The following is a 20428-nucleotide window of genomic DNA, read 5'->3' as shown; positions in this document are numbered from 1 at the left end:
GGGAAGCCTCCGCGGCAAAGTGTAAAAGGTTTTCCGGGCATGGTCAATTGAAGCAAAACACCCAAAAGGGTGGTATCTGAGGCATGCGCCACGCCTTGTTCCCATTGCTTCTGCTCATACTGGCATCCTGTTCGGGATGCAACCAAGACATCAAACCGGTCGACCTCCTCTCCGGCATGGACGGACAGATCCCGACACTCTCCGCGGTGATGATGCATTCCACCCGCTCCGGCACGCTGTTGTTCGATGAAGACCTTGCTTCGTGGAGTGACTTCTCTTCCTACCCCATCCCGTTGGAACAGGTCGCCATCCAGGGAACAGCCGTAACGCTGGTCTTCCGTGAAATGGTTCCCCCAGGCTCATTCGTCACCGTCTCGGGAAAAGTGAAGGACAGATCTGGCAACAGCACCCGCTTCTCCACCAGCCTCTGGGGGAAGAACCAGAACCCCGCAACGGTGTTGCTCTCCGAATTCACCACCAAGGGAACGGAGAAGAACCCCGACCGTGTGGAACTGTACGTGACCAAGTCAGGCAACATGGGCGGCATCGTCATCACCGATGAAACGGACCGGTACGTGTTTCCTTCCCTTGCAGTCTGGGCAGGGGAATACCTGGTCGTCCAGTTCCAACAGGGGACGACCACCGAAACGCACCACAGCACCCAGCTTGCAGGACTTGCGTCAAACAACGGCGTCATCGCCGTCTGGACGACCCCCGGTTCGGACGCCGCCCTGATGGACGCCGTCACCTACAGCAGCATCACCACCACCCATGACGGATGGGGGAACGCGACGGTGAAGGAATATGCCCAGGAAATTGCGCTGAAGGGAGGATGGATCTCAGCAGAAAGTACGGATGCCATCCCCAGCACCCATCTGACGGCGACCCGTTCCTGCAACCGAAAAGGAACGAAGGACACCAATTCACGTGAAGACTGGTACGTCACCACCCAAGGACACGCCACATTCGGCGCGTCCAACTGGGAGGAAGTCTATCAACCCTGAAGATGCTGGCTTACGAACGAATCCAGAACGGCGACGGAAACGGCACCAACCTTCTGGTCCACGATTTCCCCGCCCTTGAAGATCATCAACGTCGGGATGCTCGCCACCCCGTACTGGCTTGCCAGGTCGGTGTTTTGATCCACATCCACCTTCACCACGGCAAGTTTGCCCTGATATTTCTCGCTCATCTGCGCTACCGCAGGGGCGATCATCCGGCACGGCCCGCACCATGTCGCCCAAAAATCGACCAATACCGGTACGGGAGACTGCAACACTTCTTTCTCAAAATTGTCCATTGTTCCGACAATCTCACTCATCACGCGCTCTCCTTGGCTGCCATCCTAAAACGAACCGATCAAAAAAGGAAGAGGGAACACCCTATCCGTGAAGAATTCGTTTGAGCGGCACGCCCAACGCTTTGGCCATCCGGGAAGCCATCGCCGGAGAGACCGGCCGTCGCCCCCGTTCCATGAACGACAGGGCGCTTCCACTGGTACCCAGCATTCGGGCAAACTCCTGCTGGGTCAACCCCTTCTCCTTGCGGATCACCGCGACTCGTGCGCCGCACGCCAACGCAGGACGATAGTCCAAACCATCAGGATACACTGTATTACGAGTATCATTCTCCAAATCCGAACCATCAACGGCAGGAAACGGTATCAAGCCCAATATCAGCGCCGACCGTCGATGCGCATCGACGACGGCAAGCACCTGCTGATCTTCCCGTTGGTAACACCAGTACGAAGCCCGCTGCCCATCCACCATACGACCGGCAACACGGACATCCTCCATCGACGCCAACTGACCGAACAAGGCATCATCCCCGACCGCATCACAGGCAAGTACCGTCCACTTCCCTGTGCCAACCTGCCGATAGGGTCTTTCCCCATCCATCACCGCCTGGTACCAGACATCCCCTTGATACCCTGTTGTCACGGAATCCAGATACAGCTCCACGGCACGCTGGATGAAGAACGTCTTGGTCCGTCCGGTCTGCGCGGCAAGCGCATCAAGCCGGGCGATCTGCTTATCGGGCAGCCGGATGGTCATCGCTTCACGCATCGCCGCTCCTTCCCAACATGGCAAGAATCTGTTGGTAACTGACCGGGAGGAAACTCTGCAGGCTGTGCAACGGAGAACCCAGCAACGTCTCGCGGAACATTGGTTCGTTCCCGACCATCTTGAGCACCTGCTCCATCATGCCACGGAACGCAGGTACCGCCTCATCGCTTTCCAACACATCACGCACCGTCGTGGTCCGACCGACCACCAACGAAACGGGTCCATCACCGTCAAGGGAAAGATCGGAACAAAGGCGGATGTCCCTGCTGGACGATCCAACCAGAATCCGGTAGGCGCCCTTGGTGACGCGCCATTTTCCATCCCAATAGGCGAACGCGCGAAAATCCAACGAAATGCTCACCTCTTTCTCCTCGCCTGGTTTGAGCTCCACCTTGGAGAACCCTTTCAGCTCCTTCACCGGACGAGGCACCAGGGAGGCGGGAGGAGCAACGTACACCTGCACCACTTCGGAACCTTGGCGCCTGCCGGTATTCTTCACCCGGAGGCGAACCACCGCGCCATCCCCCTCCTTTTCCACCTCAAGGTCATGATAGGCGAACGAGGTGTAGGATAAACCATGACCAAACGGGAACAGGACCTCCATCTTGCGGGCGTCATACCAGCGGTATCCGACGAACACCCCTTCCTGGTAGGCCACCTCCAGATGACCGCCGGGGAACGACAGGAACGAAGGGGTGTCCTCAAGCCGGAGGGGGAACGTCTCCGCCAACTTCCCGACGGATTCTCCAAGCCAAAGAGAAGATCGACAGTCGCTTCACCGACAGCCTCTCCGCCCAGATACATCTCAAGAATCGCAGCCACCTTGCCTTTCCAGGGCATTGTTACGGGACTTCCGTTGTACAGAACCACGATGGTGCGCTTCTGCACGGTGGCGATACGGTCGATCAACTCGTTCTGACAGTCAGGAAGATCCAGTGAGCTGCGGTCGTACCCTTCCGACTCCATCGATTCGGGAAGACCGGCGAAGATCACCACAGCCCGTGCCTTGGCCGCTGCCTCCACCGCTTCCTTCAGCCGTTTGGGACTGCGCTTCTGTCCGTTATCCTGGATACCGGGCAGATACCGCACTCCGTCGGGACAGACATCCATCGCCCCGGTCACCAGGTGGCTGTTGATATGGCTGGATCCTCCACCCTGATAACGGGGGGTGCGGGCAAACGGCCCGACGAACAGCACCCCACGGTCACCCGTCAACGGCAGGGCATGGTGCTCGTTCTGGAGCAACACAGCGCAGGATGCGGCGATCTCCCGGGCGTCCTGGTGATGTTCGTCCTTGTCATACGATTCCGTCCTGCGCTGCAAGCCCTTGTCGATCCACACCAAAAGACGCCGTACCGCTTCATCCAGCACCGACATGGGAAGCTTTCCTTCCGAAACCGCCTGGACGATTTCCTTGTCCGTCACGCCACGACTGGATGGCATCTCCAGCTCAAGGCCGGCCTTCAAAGATTCGACACGATCATCCACCGCTCCCCAATCGGACATGACGATTCCGTCAAAGCCCCATTCTTTCCGCAGTACGTCGGTAAGCAACCAGGAATTCTCCGAACTGTACGTTCCGTTGATCCGGTTGTACGAACACATCAGCGTCCAGGGCTTCGCCGTGCGGACCACCTTCTCGAATGCGGAAAGATAGATCTCACGGAGCGTCCGTTCATCCACAACGTCGCTGATGCTCATCCGCCGTGTTTCCTGGTTGTTGCCGGCAAAGTGTTTCACGCTGACACCGACCTGGTGTTTCTGTACACCCTGCACGTAGGAAGACGCCAACTCACCGGCAAGATACGGGTCTTCGGAAAGATACTCGAAGTTCCTGCCGCAGAGGGGACTGCGCTTGATGTTGATGGCAGGTCCCAGTACGGTATGCACGCCTTCGGAGGAAGCCTCTTGGCCAAGATCATCACCGACACGTTCCGTGACGGAACGATCGAAACTGGAGGCCAACGCGGCACCGGAGGGGAAGCAGATCGCCTCCACGCTCCCCACGTACTGCCCATCCCGCTTCTCTTTCTGCGTCCTCAGTCCATGGGGACCGTCACTAACCATCACCGCTGGAATACCCAACCGCTCCACCGCCTTGGTGAACCAGGTATCCGCTCCGGAACACAACCCCGCCTTTTCCTCAACCGTCAGCTCCCCAAGCATTTTCTCCACGTCCAGCCGCATACGCATCCTCCCTCCCAGCAGTGTACACCACCGGAAGGGATTCTGGCCATGGATTTTCTCGCATGCCCCCGAAAACCGAAGCCCATTCCTCATCCTCGTGGAGCCTGCCATGAACAAAGGAAACCCATACCTTTCCGAATTGGTTTCTCCCAAGACAAGACGGATTCTCCCAAAATACCTATGAATTGGGAGATTATTGATGGTCAGGATTCCGCATGTACCGCGTGTTCTTCCCTTTCCCCTGTACGAGGACATATCCTTCGTCTTTGAGCTTCTTCAGTGCAGCTTCCACCGAAGAACTCATGATACGGGGGCATGATTCCAGGATCTCGGCTTTCCTGAACAATCCTACCTTCTCGCTGACCGCTTTTCGGACAATAGCATACGCAGTACTTTTCCGGTCTACCGATCCAAGTCTGTCTTCGAAGTCACGATAGCTGTTCAGGACAATTCCAAGGAAATACGTGATGAAAGGTGTATCATCATTCTTCCCCTCACGCCAACCCGCGGATATTTGTCCCAGTACTTCGTAATAGCTTTCCTTGGTAAGCTCGATCTTTTTTTCCAGGCTGATATATTTCCCTACCATGAATCCATTTTGATAGAGCAGTAACGTCGTGAGCAGACGGCTCATGCGCCCATTGCCATCAATGAAGGGATGGATACAGAGAAAATCGCAAATGAAAATGGGAATCAAAATGAGCGGATCCACAAATTGCTGCTCGATCGCCTGTTGGTAACTTGTACAGATTGCGGCTATCGCATCCGGTGTCTCAAACGGCGCAAGCGGCGTAAACCTCGTTGCTTCCGAACCATCAGGAAGTGTCTCGCTGATATAATTCTGTATGTTCTTGAACTTGCCACCATACGATTTGCTGGTATACGACAAAAGGATCTGGTGCAATTGCAGAATGATATTCGAAGATACCGGCATGTGGGCATAGCTGTCATGGATCATCTTCAACGCATCCCGATAGCCGGCTATTTCCTCCTCGTCACGGGTTCGGGGTGTAGTCTTTTCCGCGACAAGTTGCCGCATCCGGGCGTTGGAAGTTCCGATCCCTTCGATCTTGTTCGAGCTTTCCGTACTTTGGATTTTTGCTATCTCAACCAGACGCTCCAGTTCAACAGGTTTCTGCCTGATGTACAGCTCCTGCCTTCCTTTCTGTTCATGGATGGCGACCAAAAAGGAAATGATCCCGTTGTCCCATGTACGTTTCCTGAGCTGGCTATCGTCAAAGTTCCTCATGGTACTCCCATTGTTTTCCATATTCTCCCATAAGATAGCATGATTTGGGAGAAAGCACGTGCAAGAAATCCAACAAGTCTGAGGAAACATTCTACGGAGAAAGATCTTATAAGGCGGACACCCGGAATCCTCTTCTCAGGCTTCCGCCATGACAAACATATGGGACCGGTTGTTACAGGGCCTGTTCTTCCGGTTCCTGCTCCTCGGGCTCCGGCTCATTCTCCGCGGCATCCAGGATGATCTCATCCGGACTGTCCGCCTTCTTTTGGTCCGGACGGAACTCCACATGACTTGCCGAAACGACCAGACGATAATGAGGTTTGCCATCCTCCTTGCCCGTCCAGGTTTCCTGCTTCAGCGCCCCTACCACGCGGACACCACGCCCCTTTTTCAGATACTTGCCGCAGTTTTCAGCCAACGTGCCCCACGTCTGGATATCCACGAAGGTGGTGTACTGCTGGACTTCCCCCTTGTCATCCCTGCGATACCGGTTCACCCCAATGGTAAACCGACAGACAGGCCGCTCCGGATCCCCCACCCGCCTCAAATCAGGATCCCTTACCAAGTTTCCTTCCAGCAATACCGAATTCAGATTGTCCATCTCCCGCTCCTTGTACGGTTCCGTCACCAACGCCTTGCCCAGGCAATGGCTTTCTATGGTGTTCCGGGAAACCGTACGGATCAAATACCGCGGATTTGTCCAAATCGCTTCAACCAAACTGTTCACTGTGGTAGGATGGTACTGATAGGGAGGGAACAGGCATGACTGAACTGACCGTCCTGTCCGTGGGGGGATCGATCATCGCGCCCCAGGGAGTGGACACCCAATTTCTTTCGGAATTCAACCGCCAACTGAGGGAGTACCTTGGTGAAGACAACGGGCGGAAGGTAATATTGGTCTGTGGCGGAGGCGCACCGGCACGGATCTGGCAGAACGCCGCCAAAGAAATCCGTGGGGGGGAATCCAACGCCGACCTGGATTGGATCGGAATCCGCGCCACCCACCTCAACGGGCAACTGGTCCGCACCATCTTCGCCGATCTGTGCACCGACCCTTTGGTCACTGACCCCACAATCAAGGACATCGCCTTCTCCGGCCAAGTCCTGGTCGCCGCAGGCTGGAAACCAGGCTTTTCCAGCGACAACGACGCGGTACTCCTCGCCGAGCGCTTCGGCGGAAAACGCATCGTCAACCTGTCCAACATCGAGAAAGTCTATACGGACGACCCGAGGAAGAATCCGGAGGCAAAACCGCTGGATACCATCAGCTGGGCTGATTTCCGCGCCATTGTCGGTGATGACTGGGTACCGGGCAAGAATACGCCGTTCGACCCGGTGGCAAGCAAGAAAGCGGCAGCACTAGGAATGAAGGTGATCTGCGCCAAAGGCTCGGACATCGCCAACACAATGGCGATCCTCCGCAAAAAGCCATTCATCGGGACGACGATCGGCTAGCCTTCAACTCCAGAAAATACGGCAGGGGATCGGCGAACGAAGCGGGAAACGGCACGTCCCTGGTGAAATCGGGGATCCACGGAATGTTGTCGGCAAGATCCTGTACGAACCCATCGTCAATCCCCAGCTCGTCCAGTTTGTCGATCAAACGGTCATACACTTCCTGGCTGATATCCTCGAAGCCCGGGTTCTTTTCCGGAGGGACGAACTGGACCATCAACGACAACCATGCATGGCCATCCAGATTTTCCTTGTACCAATCCAAAAACGACAACGTCGCGTCCACCGTACCAGGGAACAACAGATGGCGTACGAGAAGCCCTCTCAGCCCTCGTTTGTCCTGATGCACCTTGGGATGCTTCTTCACCAACCAGGCCATCACCGGTTTGATCATGTCGGCATAGGAAGGAAGCCCGCAGAACTTCGCCGCCACATCTTTGTCCAACGTCTTGACGTCGATCAAATACAGGTCGATGAACGGGTCGATCATCTGTAAACCGGAAATCGACTCGAATCCCGAACTGTTGTTGACGATCGGCAACGTCATCCCCTTCTCTCTTGCCTTCTGGATGGCAAGGATGATCGATGGATAAAAATGAGTGGGCGTTACCAGGTTGATGTTCGTCGCGCCAAAATCCTGCAGCGCGCACATCAGGGAAGCCAACTCGTCAATGCTGACGGAAAAGCCCACATTGGTGCAGTACGAAGAGATCTGATGGTTCTGGCAATAGGCGCAGTGAAGCGGGCATCCGCAGAAGAAGATCATCCCGGAACCCTTCTTGCCCGTCACCGGGGGTTCTTCACCCCGATGCAACCCAGACCAGGCGATCCGAACCTGATCCGTTTCTCCACACCTTCCCCGCTGACCTTTGGTGCGGTCAACTCCGCACTTGTTGGGGCAAAGCATGCAATGCTGGTACGCAAGCAACACCGACGCGTCAATCATGAACCCGATTGTACCTCAGCGAGGAAAAAGATGCTACCAGTTATCGGCATATATATCATAGATAAACAGTATTATCATACTGTTTTCGGTCTGTTTTATTTGATACCGTTATCCTCGTATTGACCAGAATCACGAAAAGAATCATGGTTGTGCATATATGGGGCATCGTGAACAAACAGGACGGGAACGATTCATTCTTGCGATCGATGGCGGCGGCATGCGCGGCGTCATTCCTTCCTATTTTCTCTCGCGTTTCTCTGATCTGCTGATCGCAGAAGGGGATACCCGACCGCTTGCCGACCATTTTGACCTGATCGCAGGCACCTCCACCGGCTCGATCATCGCCCTGGCGCTGACCTGTCCGGGGGAAAAGAGCGCGTTGGGGACGGACGGAGCCCCTCCTTCCTATGCGTACAAGCCCGTCAAGCAATCGTTGCTGGGGCGTTTGCTGCGTCGTCCCGTGCAGTTTCATGAGATTGGAATCCTTCCCCCATCGGCCGACCTGAAGCGCATCGGAACCCTGTACAAGGAATACGGGCGGGAGATATTCCCCAAACGGCAGTCCATGCTGTTCGGTTCCCTGTTCATCGACAAGTACGATTCCGCCCCGTTTGAGGACTTCCTGCAGGAAATGTTCCGTGACGTCCCGCTTTCCGAAGCGGTTGTTCCGGTCCTGGCCGTCAGCTACGACATCTCCGGAGCGGGCAGACCATTTTTGTTCACCTCGGATGACGACCACCAGTTCCGCTTCTGGGAAGCGGCACGGGCATCCTCGGCCGCGCCCACCTATTTCCGTCCCGCGTTCTTCATCGATCGTCAGACAGGAGAGAACCTGGTGCTGGTCGATGGCGGCGTGGTTGCCAACAACCCGGTGATCTACGCCTACGCCCAGGCACGCAAGCTGTACCCGGACTGTCCGAAGTTCCACATCCTCTCCCTGTCAACCGGACGGGCGGACATGAATCTGCAGATATCACGGAACACCGGCGTCATCGGATGGCTGGATCCTTCCCAGGGCGCGCCGATCCAGAAGATTCTCAACGCCGCCCAGGACCAGACGGCGGCGACCTTTGCGGAACACAACCCGGACATCGACTATCTTCGTGTGGGCCGTTCGTTGAAGAACACCTACAAGATGGATGTCACCACCGACGAGGCGATCGCCAGCATGGAGGAGGAGGCAAGCGAGATGTTCCAGGAAAAGCAGGATGAACTGGTCAAGTACGCCAAACGCCTCTCGGCGAGAACGGAGTTCGACCAACTGGAACTCCTTCCGCTTTCGTCCCAGCCGTTGGCGCTCGAGGCAAAGAACGATGCACCCCAAACAACAAGCGCTTGAAGACCAACTCCGCCGCATGTGCGATGCGTTGGACAACCATTTGGAAGACAAGTACGGCACCCGGTATCCGCTCCATCCCAACCGGTTGGAACGGGGAGAGGCCGCATCCGTCGCCTACGACGGTCTGTTCTCCACCGGCACCCAGTTCACCATGGGGTACGGCAGCCAGACGGGACGAGGCTACCTTGTCGTCGTGGACATCTGCACGCTGGATCGGGTGAAGCCGGAAGACCGGGCGGAGATCGAGACGGAGGCAAGCAGGTATCTGGAAACCTTGCTTCCCCTGTACTTCCCCGACCGCAAGCTCACCTTGGTCAAGGACGGCAGGGTCTGGAAGATCATCGGGGATTTCTCACTGGGCGAGAACTGACAGCAAGCGGCCGGTGGTCTCCCGGTAGGAGCGAAGAAAGGCGGGAAGGTTCTTCGGCCGCCGCCCCTCCCAGTCGTCGCTGATCACCCGGGCGACCATGCAGGGGATGTTCCGACGGCTTGCCGCATAGGCGACGGCATAACTTTCCATATCACAGGCGATGACCCCCAGCTCCTCCGTCACAAACGGATGGTCCTTCCGGTACGCGGGGGTGACGAAACGATCTGCGGTACCCAAGGGGCCCCGTTTGCCTTCCACACGTGGGTCATCCCATAAAGAAAGGATTCCTAACGAATGCATGCCTTCCCCGGTCGGAACCGTACAACGCTTTAGTTTGAAAGCAGTTAGATCGATATCGTACTGACAGACGGTAGTGCCGACCACGACATCCCCGATATTCAGATCCGCTGAGAGCGCACCGGCGAAACCGACGCAGACCACCAGGTCAGGACTGTTTGTTTGGATCGCTTCCAAAGTCCGTACGGCGCTCTGCACCTTACCGACACCCACCACCGAGGACGGCAAATCGGTCACTCCGTTCCGTTCCATCGCGCTTGCTGCGACCACCAGAATCCGTTTCATATCGCCGCCAGCTCCTTGCGGATCGAAGTGACGTCAACGCCCCATTTCCGATCCTGCACCGTCCGCTCCACGGCAAGGAACACCAGGGTTCCCGTCATTTTGACGGCGGAAGAAAGATCTTCCCCCCGCAACACCAGAGCAGCGATGATCGCGTCGTACAAATCCCCGGCTCCGGGAACGGCCCCTGGAAACCGAGGGGTGGGAAGCATCTGCCCATCCAACGCCACACCCCATCCATCCGGCCCATGCATGCCGGTGACCAACCGGTGGATTCCGGGCAACCGGTCACACCAAGCAGATTCTGACGAACCATCCAGGGAGAGGATCTTCCGCGCCTCCTCCTCGCTGGGGGAAAACAGGAACGCGCGTGGGGCGATCATCCGGAGCACGGCACTCCACACCTCGTCCTTCCACGCTCCTTCCCCTACGGAAGGATCGCAGAAGCAGAGGGCTTGGGGGTTTGCGTCCAGCAGTGATGCCGTCGCCTCCACCTGGGGAAGGGACGCCAACCGTCCAGAGATCACCCCGTCCAGAGGGAAGCCCATCCGGATCCAATGCTCCAGCACCCCGGTGAACGCATCGGTCTGGTCGTGGGAGAACCGGTCGGAAAACCCACGGGCAGGGACGGATGCGATGACGGAGGGAAGCGGGCACGCCTCGATTCCCAGCAACTCCAGGGCACTGGTCATCACCGTCATGGAGCATGACCCGAGGGAGGTGAGATCGGTCAGAATGGCGCACCGTTTCGGCATGGCAAAACAGTACACCCGTTTTCCAATCGGGGCAAGTGTGGTAACGTGGGATCATGACAGGAGCATGCCATGCTGGTATATGATGACCGTACCGGACATCCCATCGCGGACAATGAAATCGATCCGTTTTCCGGTAAGTTGCCGACCGAAGAAGCCGTATCTACGGCGCTTTCCCAGATGATTCTTTCCGCCTCCGGTTGGCGGAAGGTGTTCGCCCAGAGCGGAGATGGCGAAGATGACACCCCGTTGATTTCCCATGCCGACGCCGTGCTTGCCGCCTACGCCGCTTTGATCCTCGCCGACCATCTCCTGGCGACCAAACCACAGCCGACCGTGCTGGTCGGTGTGGACGCCCGACCCACCGGACCGGCCATCGCCGACATCGCCATCCGCATGTTCCTTGCCAAAGGCGTTGCCGTACGGTACCTGTTCATCGCCGCCGCTCCTGAGATCATGGCGTACAATCTCCGAGGAGCCAATGGAGGGGACGCGTTCTTCTACATCAGCGCCAGCCACAATCCCATCGGTCACAACGGCATCAAATTCGGTGCGGACGGCGGGGTATACCCCGGATCCATCACCGGAGTGTTCGCCGACCGGATGCGCACCATGGCGTCTGACGGAAAAAACATCGCGCGGGTCCAGAGGCTTTCCGCAACCATCAAGCCCACCACCATGCTGGCGATCCTCCGCAACGTCGATCATATCAAGCATGAAGCGTTGTCCGTCTACAAGGCATTCCTGCTGGAGACGGGAAACACCACGGTGGAAAAGCTTTCCTCGGCCATCAAGGCACGCCCGCTGGGGATTCTTGCCGACTTCAACGGCAGCGCCCGTGCCGACAGCATTGATGTCACGTTCCTCAGGGAAATCGGACTCTCCCTTTCGACGATGAACGACCATCCCGGCAAAATCGCCCATGGAATCGTTCCGGAAGGCAAGAACCTGGAAACATGCCGGAAAGGGCTTGAATCCAAACACAAGCAAGACCCAACGTTTGTGCTGGGATATGTTCCGGATAATGATGGCGACCGGGGAAACATCGTCTGCCAGGACAGCGTCCGCCGCAAAGTGGTCGTCCCTGACGCCCAGGAAGTGTTCGCCCTGGTGACGATGATCACCCTCAGCGAAATGCGGCAGGACCATCCCGACGCAAAGCTGGCCATCGCCGTCAACGGTCCGACATCGCTACGCATCGACCGGATCGCCGACGGTTTCGACTGCGAGGTGCATCGCAGCGAAGTGGGGGAAGCGAATGTCGTGCAGCTTGCCGACCAGCTCCGCGAACAAGGCTACCTGGTCAAGATCCTGGGAGAAGGATCCAATGGCGGGAACATCACGTTCCCCGCACGGGTGCGCGATCCAATGAACACCATCATCACGCTGCTGAAGCTGTTGGGTGATCCTCGTATCCTCCGCCTGTGGTGCCGGTTGAACAAACTGGACGAGCCACGAGTGGTTTCCATTGGTGCGGCGCTCCGCGCCCTTCCGGTGTTCACCACCACCGGCGCGTTCGCCCCGGATGGGCTGATGCACGTCCATGCCGATCCCCGCGCGTTGAAGAACGCCTATGAGAAACGCTTTCTCAAGGAAGTGGAGGAAAAGAAACAGGAACTCAGAGACCGATGGGGGCTGTACGGCTGGACGGTATACCAGATGGAAGGGACACGGTGCGTCCAAGGCCTCGGGGAGGAATACCGTCATGCTCCGTACAAAGGGGGATGGAAAGCGGTGTTCACCGACAAGTACGGGGTGGAATGCGCGTTCATCTGGATGCGGCCCAGCGGTACGGAACCGGTGTTCCGGGTGCTTGCCGACAGCGAAGGGGATGACAAGAGCCGACATGATTGGCTCCTCGCCTGGCACCGGGGGATGGTTGAGGCCGCGGACAAGGAATCGTCGTGACCTACGCGTCCCAGATTTCGTTGAGCAGTCCGTTCAGCGTCGCTTCCCGCTTCTGTTTCCCTCGCAGCTCACATTCCCAGACGACGATCACCCGGTAGCCCATGGACAGGAGCCGGGCGACGTTTCGTTCGTCCCGCTCCTTGTTCCGCCGGATCTTGGTTTCCCAGAACTCCCGGTTGGTGGATGGCATACGGAACGCAGCGCACCCATGCCCGTGCCAGAAGCATCCGTTGAGGAACACCACCGTCCGGTACTTGGGAAGCACGATGTCCGGTTTGCCCGGAAGCCGTGAATCATTGACGCGAAAGCGAAGCCCCTGTCGGAACAGGAAGCGTCGGACGCACAGTTCTTCCTTGGTGTTCTTTCCCCGGATGGAAGCCATCACGCGGCTTCGCGTCTCTGGGGAAAACACATCGCTCACACGGAAAGTCCCGCGATGGCAGCCCCGATCGTCGGGGAGTTCTCGATCTTCACCAGAACGGCATACCGGTCAAGCTCCTGCTGCAGGTACTGCTGCAGGTAAAACTCCGTATCCCGTTTGAGAAACTCCGTCTTGTAGAACGTCGTGCCATCGGCATTGATGCATACCGGCCTGCGGGGATCTTTTCCCTGCCCGCTCGCCAATACGGCCGCCGTCAGATTGGCCGCGGTGAGTTTCGCCGCCTTGCTGATCAAATTGTCGATAAGATGCCAAAGGGCGATGGCGTCCTCTTCGTTGCCCTGGACGCATTTGACCAACGCGTAGTCCTGGTTGAACGGCATTTCCAGATAGTTGCTCATCACCGTGGTGGAAAGCGGCTTGAACGCTTCGAACCGCTCTCCGAACGTCTTGGAAAGGATGCCTTCCTCCACCGCTTTCTCAATGAGCAACTGGCAGAGCGGCCCCTGGTACGCTCCGCTGATCATCTTCTCGAAGTGGTAGATCGCCGGTTGCTTGGTGGTGGAGAAGAACAGCTCGTCCAGTTTCCCCGGACGTCCGACGAAATTGCCGCTCTCCACGTTGATGATCTGCCGCCCCGGTTTCAGACCGGGCAACTTGGTGATGTTCCGGTTGTCCTCCACGTAGGCGACGTTGGTGCCGGTCCCCAGAATGAAACCGATGTAGCCACCGAACTGCTTGCCCGCCTCAACGGACTGTCCGGCAAGAAGCGTGGCTACGGTGTCGTTCAGCACGGCCACTTTCTTGTGGGAGACGTCATGGCCACGCCGGGCCAGCTCTTCCAGCAGGGTCTTCCCCACCGGTTTGCCGATCACCTCCGGAGCCTTGATCTCCTTGCTGAACATCAACGGGATGCCGTCGTGTTCCGGCGTGATGCGCGCCGCATAAGAAAAACAGAATCCGATGCGATCACTCTTGTCGATCAAGCGTTCCACCTCGTCGGCGAACACGCTGAAGAATTCCTTGGCGGACACTTCGCGGGAAATGCCCGGCATGGCGGTCTTCTTGAAATCGGAGATCACCGGTTTCCCGTCTTCCCCGAACGTCACCAGGCAGGTGCGGAAATTGGTTCCACCGGCATCCAGGACGATCACGCTCTGGCCGACCGGGACGGACTCCTGCACCTCGGTGTAGGTTGGGATCATCTCCAGAGAGCCGCCTTTTCCGGCAAGCCCACGTTCCATCTCCGAGTGAAACACATCCAACAGTTCGTGCATGTCCACACAATCCGGACTGACACCCCACGCTTTCAAAAACTCCCGGGTACGGGAAACCACATCACGCATCATGTTCCTCCCACACATACGCATCCTATTGTAAAGCAAGGCCGAAGACAATGTCCATCAAATCCCAACGGACAACCCCTCCGGTTCAATGTAAAGTCCTTCGCCTTTGACGTTCCGCACCACAAACGAGCCGTTGACATGCACCGGTACGGAAACCCTCCTGCCCTGCACCCACACATCAGCTTCCACAATGATCGGTGGTGTATCCTCCTTGGAGAGGGACATCCGCATCAAAGCGGACAACCCCATCCCTTGGGGAAACCGGGGGACAAGCGTGCCGTCCAGTATCGCTTCCCCTTCCTTCCAGTCATGCACCGTCAGGTACATCCGGGCCACCTGGTCAAGCGGTCCGGCAGCTTGGGCAAGCAGACGCTCAAGCCAAGAGCCGGAAACCGGTTCGGGAGGGATGACGGGAAGATACATCCCGATGTCACTTTGTTGGAGCACCAGTCGTGACGGGAGAGTCTCCCCCTCCTTGATCTCCAGCGTGGCGCCGGGGAACTGGTAGCGAGGGGTGGCCAGAAACGCCGCGCTGTTGGCGATGGCGCTGTCCGTCACCGCCGCCATGGCGACGATGACATCGTTCTTCGTCGGGCTTCCGGATGCGGGACTGAGGATGAACAAGAGGAGCAACCAACAGAAGAGGAGCCGTTTCATGTCCTCCATCCTACCACAGATATCCAGGAATATGATACGATACGGGTATGCAACCACCGTTTGTGAAAGACACGTTTCTCTGGTACGATCTGGAAACCTATGGGCTGAACCCCCGCTATGACCGTATCGCACAGTTCGCCGCATGCCGCACCGACATGGACCTCAACCCCATCGGGGATCCCATTGTCCTGTATGGGAAGATCAGCGACGACTACCTGCCCGACCCGCTTTCCTGCATGGTCACCGGCATCGCTCCGGGTGACCATCCCGAAGCGCTGTGCGAATACGACCTGGCCGTACGGATCAACCAGGAGTTCTCCCAACCGTACACGGTGGTCGTCGGCTTCAACAACCTGAAGTTCGACGATGAGATGGTCCGCAGCCTGCTGTACCGCAATTTGATGGATCCCTATGAACGGGAATGGAAGAACCACTGCTCACGATGGGACATCATCGATCTGGTGCGCGCCGCCCATGATTTCCGGCCGGAGAACATCCAATGGCCCCCCGCCGAGATGGGAGCCAACGGTCAGCTCCACCCGGTATTCAAGCTTACCGAACTGACCAAGGCCAACCACATCGACCAGACAGGCGCCCACGACGCCATGGTGGACGTCTACGCCACCATCGCCATCGCCCGGTTGATCAAGGAAAAACAACCCAAACTGTTTGAATACGCGTTCCGGAACCGAAGAAAGGAGGTGGTGAAGAATCTGGTCACCACTCCGTTCGGCTCCCCGGTGCTGTACACGGCCGGCCAGTTCACCAATCCCAACGGATGCACCGCGCTGGTCGTCCCCATCACGCCGGTGCTGGACCAGAACAAGTCGATCTACTGCTTCGACCTTTCCAAGGATCCCGCCCCGCTGCTCTCGGCCACCGGCGAACAGCTTGCCAAGGTGCCGGGACTGTGCAAACTGGCGTTCAACCGCTGTCCGTTCCTGACCAAGTTCACCTCGGCCTTCCCGGACAAGAAGACGCTGTCCCGGCTGGGCATCGACACCGAGCTCGCCCAGCAACGATACCGCATCCTGCAGTCCGATCCTTCGTTGATCCTCAAGCTCAGGGAACTCGCCGCCAATGATGAATACGAACCGGTCAACGACACCGATTTCCAAATCTACAGCGGCGGCTTCTTCCCGGACGCGGACAAACAGCAGTTCGAGGTGCTCCACCACACCAAGCCGGAAGAGATGCTCAGCCTGAACATCAAGTTCGCAGATCCACGGGCACCGGAGATGGTGTTCCGCCACGTCTGCCGAAACTGGCCGGAAGCGTTGACCGACACGCAGAAACTCCGTTGGAAGAGCTTCTGCGCCAACCGTCTGCTCAATCCCCCGGGAGGCGTGGCCATCGACTGGAACTTCTTCAACCGGAAGATCGACGAACGGCTGGAAAGCACCGAGACGGAAGCGCGCCAGAAAGTGGTGCTGAAAAAATTGAAGGACTACGGAAAACAGCTGTACGACAACGTGCTTGTCTGAACACCTTCCGTGACGCTTTTCACGTTAGCTATAGCTGACGTATCTCTCGTTAGGGAAGAAACTGAAGGCGGTTTTCATCGTTTCCTCACCAAATCCCCTTGTTCAGGTTTCCGCCCTGCCGCTAGCATATGCACCATATGAAAGGAAGCAGACTCCGGAAACTCAGCCCGTACCTGTACGTGGCGCCCGCATTGGTGTTGGCGTTTCTGTTTTCCTATCGTCCGTTCTTCCTGACGCTTCTGGACAGTCTTTCCCATGTATCGCTGGATGGGCGCATCCTCCGTTTCGTCGGGCTTTCCAACTACCGCGCCCTGGTTGCTTCGGAAAGTTTTCAGGATAGCTGGCGCAACACGCTGACCTTCACCGGGCTGTTCGTGCCGATCAACCTTGTGGTGACGCTTGCGCTGGCCTTCGCCACCCACTACGAAAGCAGGACGGCCAAGGTCTCCAAAATCGCGCTGATGCTTCCCATGGCAGTGGCGATGTCCAGCGCCGTCATGGTGTTCAAGACGTTGTTCGACGAGAACCTTGGCCTGTTCAACCGGATCATCGGGGAACGAATCCCGTGGTTCACCAACGGGACGGCGGCGATGGGGATGCTCGTCATAAGCGGGATCTGGCTGGACATCGGCTTTGATTTCCTGCTGTTCTCCTCCAGCCTTTCCAACATTCCCAAAGACCTTGAGGAAGTCGCCGATCTGGAAGGGCGCGTCGTTCTTCCAGCGTCTGGGATGTCTGGAGTTCCCGATGATCGCCCCGACGTTGGTCTTCGTGGTGGCCAACAACATCAAGGACGCCATGTTGATCAGCGCTCCGGTGATGATCCTCACCGAAGGTGGACCGTACCGCTCCACCCAGACGTTGGTCTACCAGATGTACCTGGAAGGATTCAAAGGAGGAAACATCGCTCTGGGCTCGGCCATCGCCACCGTGGTGTTCCTCATCACGTTCCTGCTCCTGTTGGTCATTTTGGCCATTCAACGGAGAAAGGTGTTCTACCAATGAAACACCCGGTACGCGACATCGTGGTGGTCATCCTGGCCTTCCTCGTTCTCTTTCCCTTGCTCTACGCGCTTTCCGCGTCGCTGTTCGCCCGTGGTGACTTCACCGATCTTCCGGCACGCTTTCTCCCCAGTTCCGTCACCTTCTCCAACTACCAGCGGGCGTTCCGCTCCTCCCACCTGGGCCGGTATCTGTACAACTCCATCATCTCCGCACTCTTGGGCACGACGCTCCGGCTGGTCGTCTGCATCTTGGCCTCGTACAGCCTGACGACCTTCCCGTTCAAGGGGAAAAACATCATCTTCATTGCGCTCGTCGCCACCATGCTGCTTCCTGGCGACGCCCTGTTGATCCAAAACTACCAGACCATCCGGAAGATGGGATTGACGGACACCTACCTCGGACTCATCATCACCGGCATTCTCTCCCCCACGGCGGTCTTTCTCCTCCGGCAGTACTTCCTCACCGTCAGCAAGGAGTACCGGGAGGCGGCCTATCTGGAAGGTTGCTCCGACTTTCGGTACATGGCGACCCTGTTGCTTCCGATGAGCCAGAGCATCATCATCGCCCTGTGCGTCCAATCGTTCACCCAGTTCTTCAACGACTATCTCTGGCCGCTCCTTGTCACCAACACCGAGGTGATGCGCACCGTCCAGGTGGGCATCACCATGCTGGGGTTCGCCGACACCTACGACTACGGTCCGCAGTTCGCCGCCATCGTCGTCCTGACGGCCCCGATGATCGTCGCATTCCTGCTTCTTCGCAACCATATCAACGAGAGCGTGAGCACACGTTTCTCCGGGAGGTAATCATGCACAAACATCTTGGATTGCTGTGGATCCTGTTGATCCCATCGCTCCTGTTCGCCACCGGCTCGAAGGAAGAGCCCCGGAACCAGGTGACCATCACCTGGTGGCATTCCAACTCCGGCCTGCTCGGGGAAGCGACTGACAAGCTGGTCTCCTCGTTCAACGAAACGGTAGGCAGACAGGAAGGCATCACGGTAAAGGCCATCTACCAGGGCAAGGCGAGCGACGTGCTGACCAAGGCGAAAGCCATATGGCAGGGAGAAGACGCAAGCGCGCTCCCCGACCTGATCCAGCTGGACGCCCAGGCGATCCTGGACATCCGGGACAATCCACGGATGATCCCCATCCAGGACCTGGCGCAGCAGAATGGATACGACCTGTCCCAGATCGTCGAATCGACCCGTCTCTCCCAGACGTACAAAGGGCAAATAATCGGCATGCCGTTCAACAGCTCCACGATCCTCCTGTACTACAACAAGACGGCGTTCCAGGAAGCGGGTATCACCGAGCCTCCGAAGGACCTGGAAGCCATGGCTGCCATCGCGCCGAAACTGGTCAGGAAGGATGCATCGGGCAATGTGACCCGCTGGGCGTTCTCCGGAGTCCCCACCACCTATGAGCTCTGCGCCTGGCTGGGGCAGCAGCACGGACTCTCGTTGATCGTCGACCAGAACAATGGTCACGACGGGATCCCCACCAAGGTGTTGTTTGACGAGAACGGCACGATGCAGACATTCCTGAAAATGTGGAAGGCTCTGTACCAGAGCGGAGGACTGGAGAACGCCACCAGCGGTGTGACGGCAAGCTTTGCCAGTGGCAGGACAGCCATGATGGCCGCCTCCACCAGCCAGCTGACCACCGTACTGGAGATGGTGGGGGACCGCTTCGAGGTGGGCGTCGCCTACCTGCCCCGGGTCAACGACCAGGCAACAGGTGGCGTGAATATTGGGGGTGGCGCGCTGTATGCGCTGGAGAACGGCAGCGGGCATCGTGACGCGGCATGGAAGTTCATCCAGTACGCCGTCAGCAAGGAACAGCAGCTTGCCTGGCACGTTGCCACCGGCTACTTCCCGGTGAACAACGGAACGTACGACATGGACGAGTTCAAAACCCACGTGACGGAAAATCCGTTGTTCGGCATCGCCATCGACCAGATGCGGGACAGCAATCCTCAGCTGCAGGGCATCTGGGTGCCGTCAAGCTATCAGATCTACTACGCGTTCCAGAGTTCCATCATGAAGATGCTCACCGAAGGAAAGGACATCGACGAGGCGACGGCGGATATGGCCAGGGAGATCAACGGATACTTCTCCGCCTACCGGACGACCCAGGAGTGATTCAGCCCTGGCAGAACCGGCATTTGGCGCGGAACGTGCATTCCTTGCATCCCGCTCCCGGGCATTCCTGAAAGTCCATGCCGCTCTGCAACTGCCGGATATGCCAGGAAAGATCATCGATGCGCTTCTCCAGCACCGCCTGCTTTTCCATCGCTTCGGAAAGTTTGTACCGGTACTGGCGGAGCAACGCGTCACGCCGCCTGGAACCGGTCTGGTCCGTCGGCCCCATCTGGATGATCGTCTTGATCTCCTCCAGGGAGAAATCCAGATCCTTCAGCTCAAGGATCCGCTTCAGATAGACCAGATCGGCGTCCGTATAGGTGCGTTGTCCCCCGTCGGTGCGCGGATGGGTCTTCAGAAGCCCCAGATCCTCATAATACCTGACGGTCCTCACCGTGACGCCGGCGCCACGCGCCAGATCTCCGATACGATACGTGTCCATACCTTTTCTTGTACCATAAATTCGGGGTGCTCTCAAGCAAATGGCCGGATTTTCCGGTATGAGCGGGTATGAATTACCGACAATGCATGATCCAGAATCTCGACATCAAGGAAATGGCCGC

21 protein-coding genes are annotated in these 20428 nt (G+C 57.6%); 8 read left to right on the top strand and 13 right to left on the bottom strand.

Annotation, left to right across the window (positions count from 1 at the left end; all coding sequences use genetic code 11):
- Positions 1-83: 83 nt before the first annotated feature.
- The gene (locus LKE28_10765) at positions 84-1004 is read left to right on the top strand and encodes a hypothetical protein (protein MCH3908682.1); all 921 of its coding nucleotides are present in this window, start codon (positions 84-86) and stop codon (positions 1002-1004) included.
- Here LKE28_10765 and trxA read toward each other — a convergent pair.
- The 6 genes from trxA to LKE28_10735 form a co-directional block, all read right to left on the bottom strand.
- A complete protein-coding gene (gene trxA, locus LKE28_10760; protein MCH3908681.1) occupies positions 995-1321 on the bottom strand; it encodes a thioredoxin in 327 nt (108 codons plus the stop codon). The genes LKE28_10765 and trxA overlap by 10 nt on opposite strands.
- 61 nt (positions 1322-1382) lie before the next feature.
- Complete coding sequence (locus tag LKE28_10755; protein MCH3908680.1) at positions 1383-2066, bottom strand: helix-turn-helix domain-containing protein; 684 nt, start codon at positions 2064-2066, stop codon at positions 1383-1385.
- Positions 2059-2604 (bottom strand): fibronectin type III-like domain-contianing protein, encoded by a 546-nt coding sequence (locus LKE28_10750; protein ID MCH3908679.1) that lies wholly within the window; start codon positions 2602-2604, stop codon positions 2059-2061. The genes LKE28_10755 and LKE28_10750 overlap by 8 nt, the downstream gene beginning before the upstream one ends.
- Positions 2562-4253: a glycoside hydrolase family 3 protein gene (locus LKE28_10745; GenBank protein ID MCH3908678.1), complete on the bottom strand. Its 1692-nt coding sequence runs from the start codon at positions 4251-4253 to the stop codon at positions 2562-2564. Before LKE28_10745 ends, LKE28_10750 begins: the two co-directional genes overlap by 43 nt.
- 193 nt (positions 4254-4446) lie before the next feature.
- Entirely contained in the window at positions 4447-5502 is a 1056-nt protein-coding gene (locus LKE28_10740; protein MCH3908677.1) for a Fic family protein, read from the bottom strand.
- A 172-nt stretch (positions 5503-5674) separates the two neighbouring features.
- The gene (locus tag LKE28_10735) at positions 5675-6229 is read right to left on the bottom strand and encodes a single-stranded DNA-binding protein (GenBank protein MCH3908676.1); all 555 of its coding nucleotides are present in this window, start codon (positions 6227-6229) and stop codon (positions 5675-5677) included.
- A 35-nt stretch (positions 6230-6264) separates the two neighbouring features.
- Here LKE28_10735 and LKE28_10730 point away from each other — a divergent pair, with 35 nt between their 5' ends.
- Positions 6265-6957 carry a UMP kinase gene (locus LKE28_10730; protein ID MCH3908675.1) on the top strand — a complete coding sequence of 231 codons (693 nt, stop codon included), beginning with the start codon at positions 6265-6267 and terminating at the stop codon, positions 6955-6957.
- Here the strand turns inward: LKE28_10730 and LKE28_10725 are convergent.
- The gene (locus LKE28_10725) at positions 6935-7903 is read right to left on the bottom strand and encodes a radical SAM protein (GenBank protein ID MCH3908674.1); all 969 of its coding nucleotides are present in this window, start codon (positions 7901-7903) and stop codon (positions 6935-6937) included. The two genes, LKE28_10730 and LKE28_10725, sit on opposite strands and share 23 nt — an antisense overlap.
- Before the next feature lie 157 nt (positions 7904-8060).
- On the opposite strand from LKE28_10725, the gene LKE28_10720 reads away from it, so the two are divergent.
- Both LKE28_10720 and LKE28_10715 read left to right on the top strand, forming a co-directional pair.
- Complete coding sequence (locus tag LKE28_10720; protein MCH3908673.1) at positions 8061-9242, top strand: patatin-like phospholipase family protein; 1182 nt, start codon at positions 8061-8063, stop codon at positions 9240-9242.
- Positions 9217-9612 carry a hypothetical protein gene (locus tag LKE28_10715; protein MCH3908672.1) on the top strand — a complete coding sequence of 132 codons (396 nt, stop codon included), beginning with the start codon at positions 9217-9219 and terminating at the stop codon, positions 9610-9612. The genes LKE28_10720 and LKE28_10715 overlap by 26 nt, the downstream gene beginning before the upstream one ends.
- Here the strand turns inward: LKE28_10715 and LKE28_10710 are convergent.
- Together LKE28_10710 and LKE28_10705 are read right to left on the bottom strand one after the other, a co-directional pair.
- On the bottom strand, positions 9595-10194 hold the full coding sequence (locus LKE28_10710; GenBank protein ID MCH3908671.1) for a 5'-methylthioadenosine/S-adenosylhomocysteine nucleosidase: 600 nt from the start codon (positions 10192-10194) through the stop codon (positions 9595-9597). The two genes, LKE28_10715 and LKE28_10710, sit on opposite strands and share 18 nt — an antisense overlap.
- Entirely contained in the window at positions 10191-10946 is a 756-nt protein-coding gene (locus tag LKE28_10705; GenBank protein ID MCH3908670.1) for a hypothetical protein, read from the bottom strand. The genes LKE28_10710 and LKE28_10705 overlap by 4 nt, the downstream gene beginning before the upstream one ends.
- Positions 10947-11015: 69 nt before the next feature.
- Between LKE28_10705 and LKE28_10700 the strand changes: the two genes are divergently transcribed.
- On the top strand, positions 11016-12851 hold the full coding sequence (locus tag LKE28_10700) for a phosphoglucomutase (GenBank protein MCH3908669.1): 1836 nt from the start codon (positions 11016-11018) through the stop codon (positions 12849-12851).
- 1 nt (position 12852) lies between these two features.
- Here the strand turns inward: LKE28_10700 and vsr are convergent, their stop codons facing one another.
- From vsr to LKE28_10685, 3 genes are read right to left on the bottom strand one after another with little or no spacing between them, the layout of a single operon-like run.
- On the bottom strand, positions 12853-13272 hold the full coding sequence (vsr, locus tag LKE28_10695; GenBank protein MCH3908668.1) for a DNA mismatch endonuclease Vsr: 420 nt from the start codon (positions 13270-13272) through the stop codon (positions 12853-12855).
- Entirely contained in the window at positions 13269-14579 is a 1311-nt protein-coding gene (locus tag LKE28_10690) for a hexokinase (protein ID MCH3908667.1), read from the bottom strand. The genes vsr and LKE28_10690 overlap by 4 nt, the downstream gene beginning before the upstream one ends.
- Positions 14580-14633: 54 nt before the next feature.
- A complete protein-coding gene (locus tag LKE28_10685) occupies positions 14634-15233 on the bottom strand; it encodes a hypothetical protein (protein MCH3908666.1) in 600 nt (199 codons plus the stop codon).
- A gap of 47 nt (positions 15234-15280) precedes the next feature.
- Here LKE28_10685 and sbcB point away from each other — a divergent pair, with 47 nt between their 5' ends.
- From sbcB to LKE28_10670, 3 genes are all read left to right on the top strand, one after another.
- Positions 15281-16717: an exodeoxyribonuclease I gene (gene sbcB, locus LKE28_10680; protein ID MCH3908665.1), complete on the top strand. Its 1437-nt coding sequence runs from the start codon at positions 15281-15283 to the stop codon at positions 16715-16717.
- 137 nt (positions 16718-16854) lie between these two features.
- Entirely contained in the window at positions 16855-18528 is a 1674-nt protein-coding gene (locus LKE28_10675) for an ABC transporter permease subunit (GenBank protein MCH3908664.1), read from the top strand.
- 2 nt (positions 18529-18530) lie between these two features.
- Entirely contained in the window at positions 18531-19865 is a 1335-nt protein-coding gene (locus LKE28_10670) for an ABC transporter substrate-binding protein (protein ID MCH3908663.1), read from the top strand.
- Between the two features lies 1 nt (position 19866).
- Here the strand turns inward: LKE28_10670 and LKE28_10665 are convergent, their stop codons facing one another.
- Entirely contained in the window at positions 19867-20307 is a 441-nt protein-coding gene (locus tag LKE28_10665) for a MerR family transcriptional regulator (protein ID MCH3908662.1), read from the bottom strand.
- Positions 20308-20428 lie beyond the last annotated feature (121 nt).

This window comes from Sphaerochaeta sp. (assembly GCA_022482495.1).
In the GTDB taxonomy this organism is placed as follows: domain Bacteria; phylum Spirochaetota; class Spirochaetia; order Sphaerochaetales; family Sphaerochaetaceae; genus RUG023.
This window is presented reverse-complemented; position numbering and strand designations above follow the sequence as displayed.

Excerpts from the sequence above, each read along its gene's own strand:
- LKE28_10765 (MCH3908682.1), top strand. The coding sequence starts at position 84 with ATGCGCCACGCCTTGTTCCCATTGCTTCTGCTCATACTGGCATCCTGT.
- trxA (MCH3908681.1), bottom strand. The coding sequence starts at position 1,321 with ATGAGTGAGATTGTCGGAACAATGGACAATTTTGAGAAAGAAGTGTTG.
- LKE28_10755 (MCH3908680.1), bottom strand. The coding sequence starts at position 2,066 with ATGCGTGAAGCGATGACCATCCGGCTGCCCGATAAGCAGATCGCCCGG.
- LKE28_10745 (MCH3908678.1), bottom strand. The coding sequence starts at position 4,253 with ATGCGGCTGGACGTGGAGAAAATGCTTGGGGAGCTGACGGTTGAGGAA.
- LKE28_10740 (MCH3908677.1), bottom strand. The coding sequence starts at position 5,502 with ATGAGGAACTTTGACGATAGCCAGCTCAGGAAACGTACATGGGACAAC.
- LKE28_10730 (MCH3908675.1), top strand. The coding sequence starts at position 6,265 with ATGACTGAACTGACCGTCCTGTCCGTGGGGGGATCGATCATCGCGCCC.
- LKE28_10725 (MCH3908674.1), bottom strand. The coding sequence starts at position 7,903 with ATGATTGACGCGTCGGTGTTGCTTGCGTACCAGCATTGCATGCTTTGC.
- LKE28_10720 (MCH3908673.1), top strand. The coding sequence starts at position 8,061 with ATGGGGCATCGTGAACAAACAGGACGGGAACGATTCATTCTTGCGATC.
- LKE28_10715 (MCH3908672.1), top strand. The coding sequence starts at position 9,217 with ATGCACCCCAAACAACAAGCGCTTGAAGACCAACTCCGCCGCATGTGC.
- LKE28_10710 (MCH3908671.1), bottom strand. The coding sequence starts at position 10,194 with ATGAAACGGATTCTGGTGGTCGCAGCAAGCGCGATGGAACGGAACGGA.
- LKE28_10705 (MCH3908670.1), bottom strand. The coding sequence starts at position 10,946 with ATGCCGAAACGGTGCGCCATTCTGACCGATCTCACCTCCCTCGGGTCA.
- LKE28_10700 (MCH3908669.1), top strand. The coding sequence starts at position 11,016 with ATGCTGGTATATGATGACCGTACCGGACATCCCATCGCGGACAATGAA.
- LKE28_10690 (MCH3908667.1), bottom strand. The coding sequence starts at position 14,579 with ATGATGCGTGATGTGGTTTCCCGTACCCGGGAGTTTTTGAAAGCGTGG.
- LKE28_10685 (MCH3908666.1), bottom strand. The coding sequence starts at position 15,233 with ATGAAACGGCTCCTCTTCTGTTGGTTGCTCCTCTTGTTCATCCTCAGT.
- sbcB (MCH3908665.1), top strand. The coding sequence starts at position 15,281 with ATGCAACCACCGTTTGTGAAAGACACGTTTCTCTGGTACGATCTGGAA.
- LKE28_10675 (MCH3908664.1), top strand. The coding sequence starts at position 16,855 with ATGAAAGGAAGCAGACTCCGGAAACTCAGCCCGTACCTGTACGTGGCG.
- LKE28_10670 (MCH3908663.1), top strand. The coding sequence starts at position 18,531 with ATGCACAAACATCTTGGATTGCTGTGGATCCTGTTGATCCCATCGCTC.
- LKE28_10665 (MCH3908662.1), bottom strand. The coding sequence starts at position 20,307 with ATGGACACGTATCGTATCGGAGATCTGGCGCGTGGCGCCGGCGTCACG.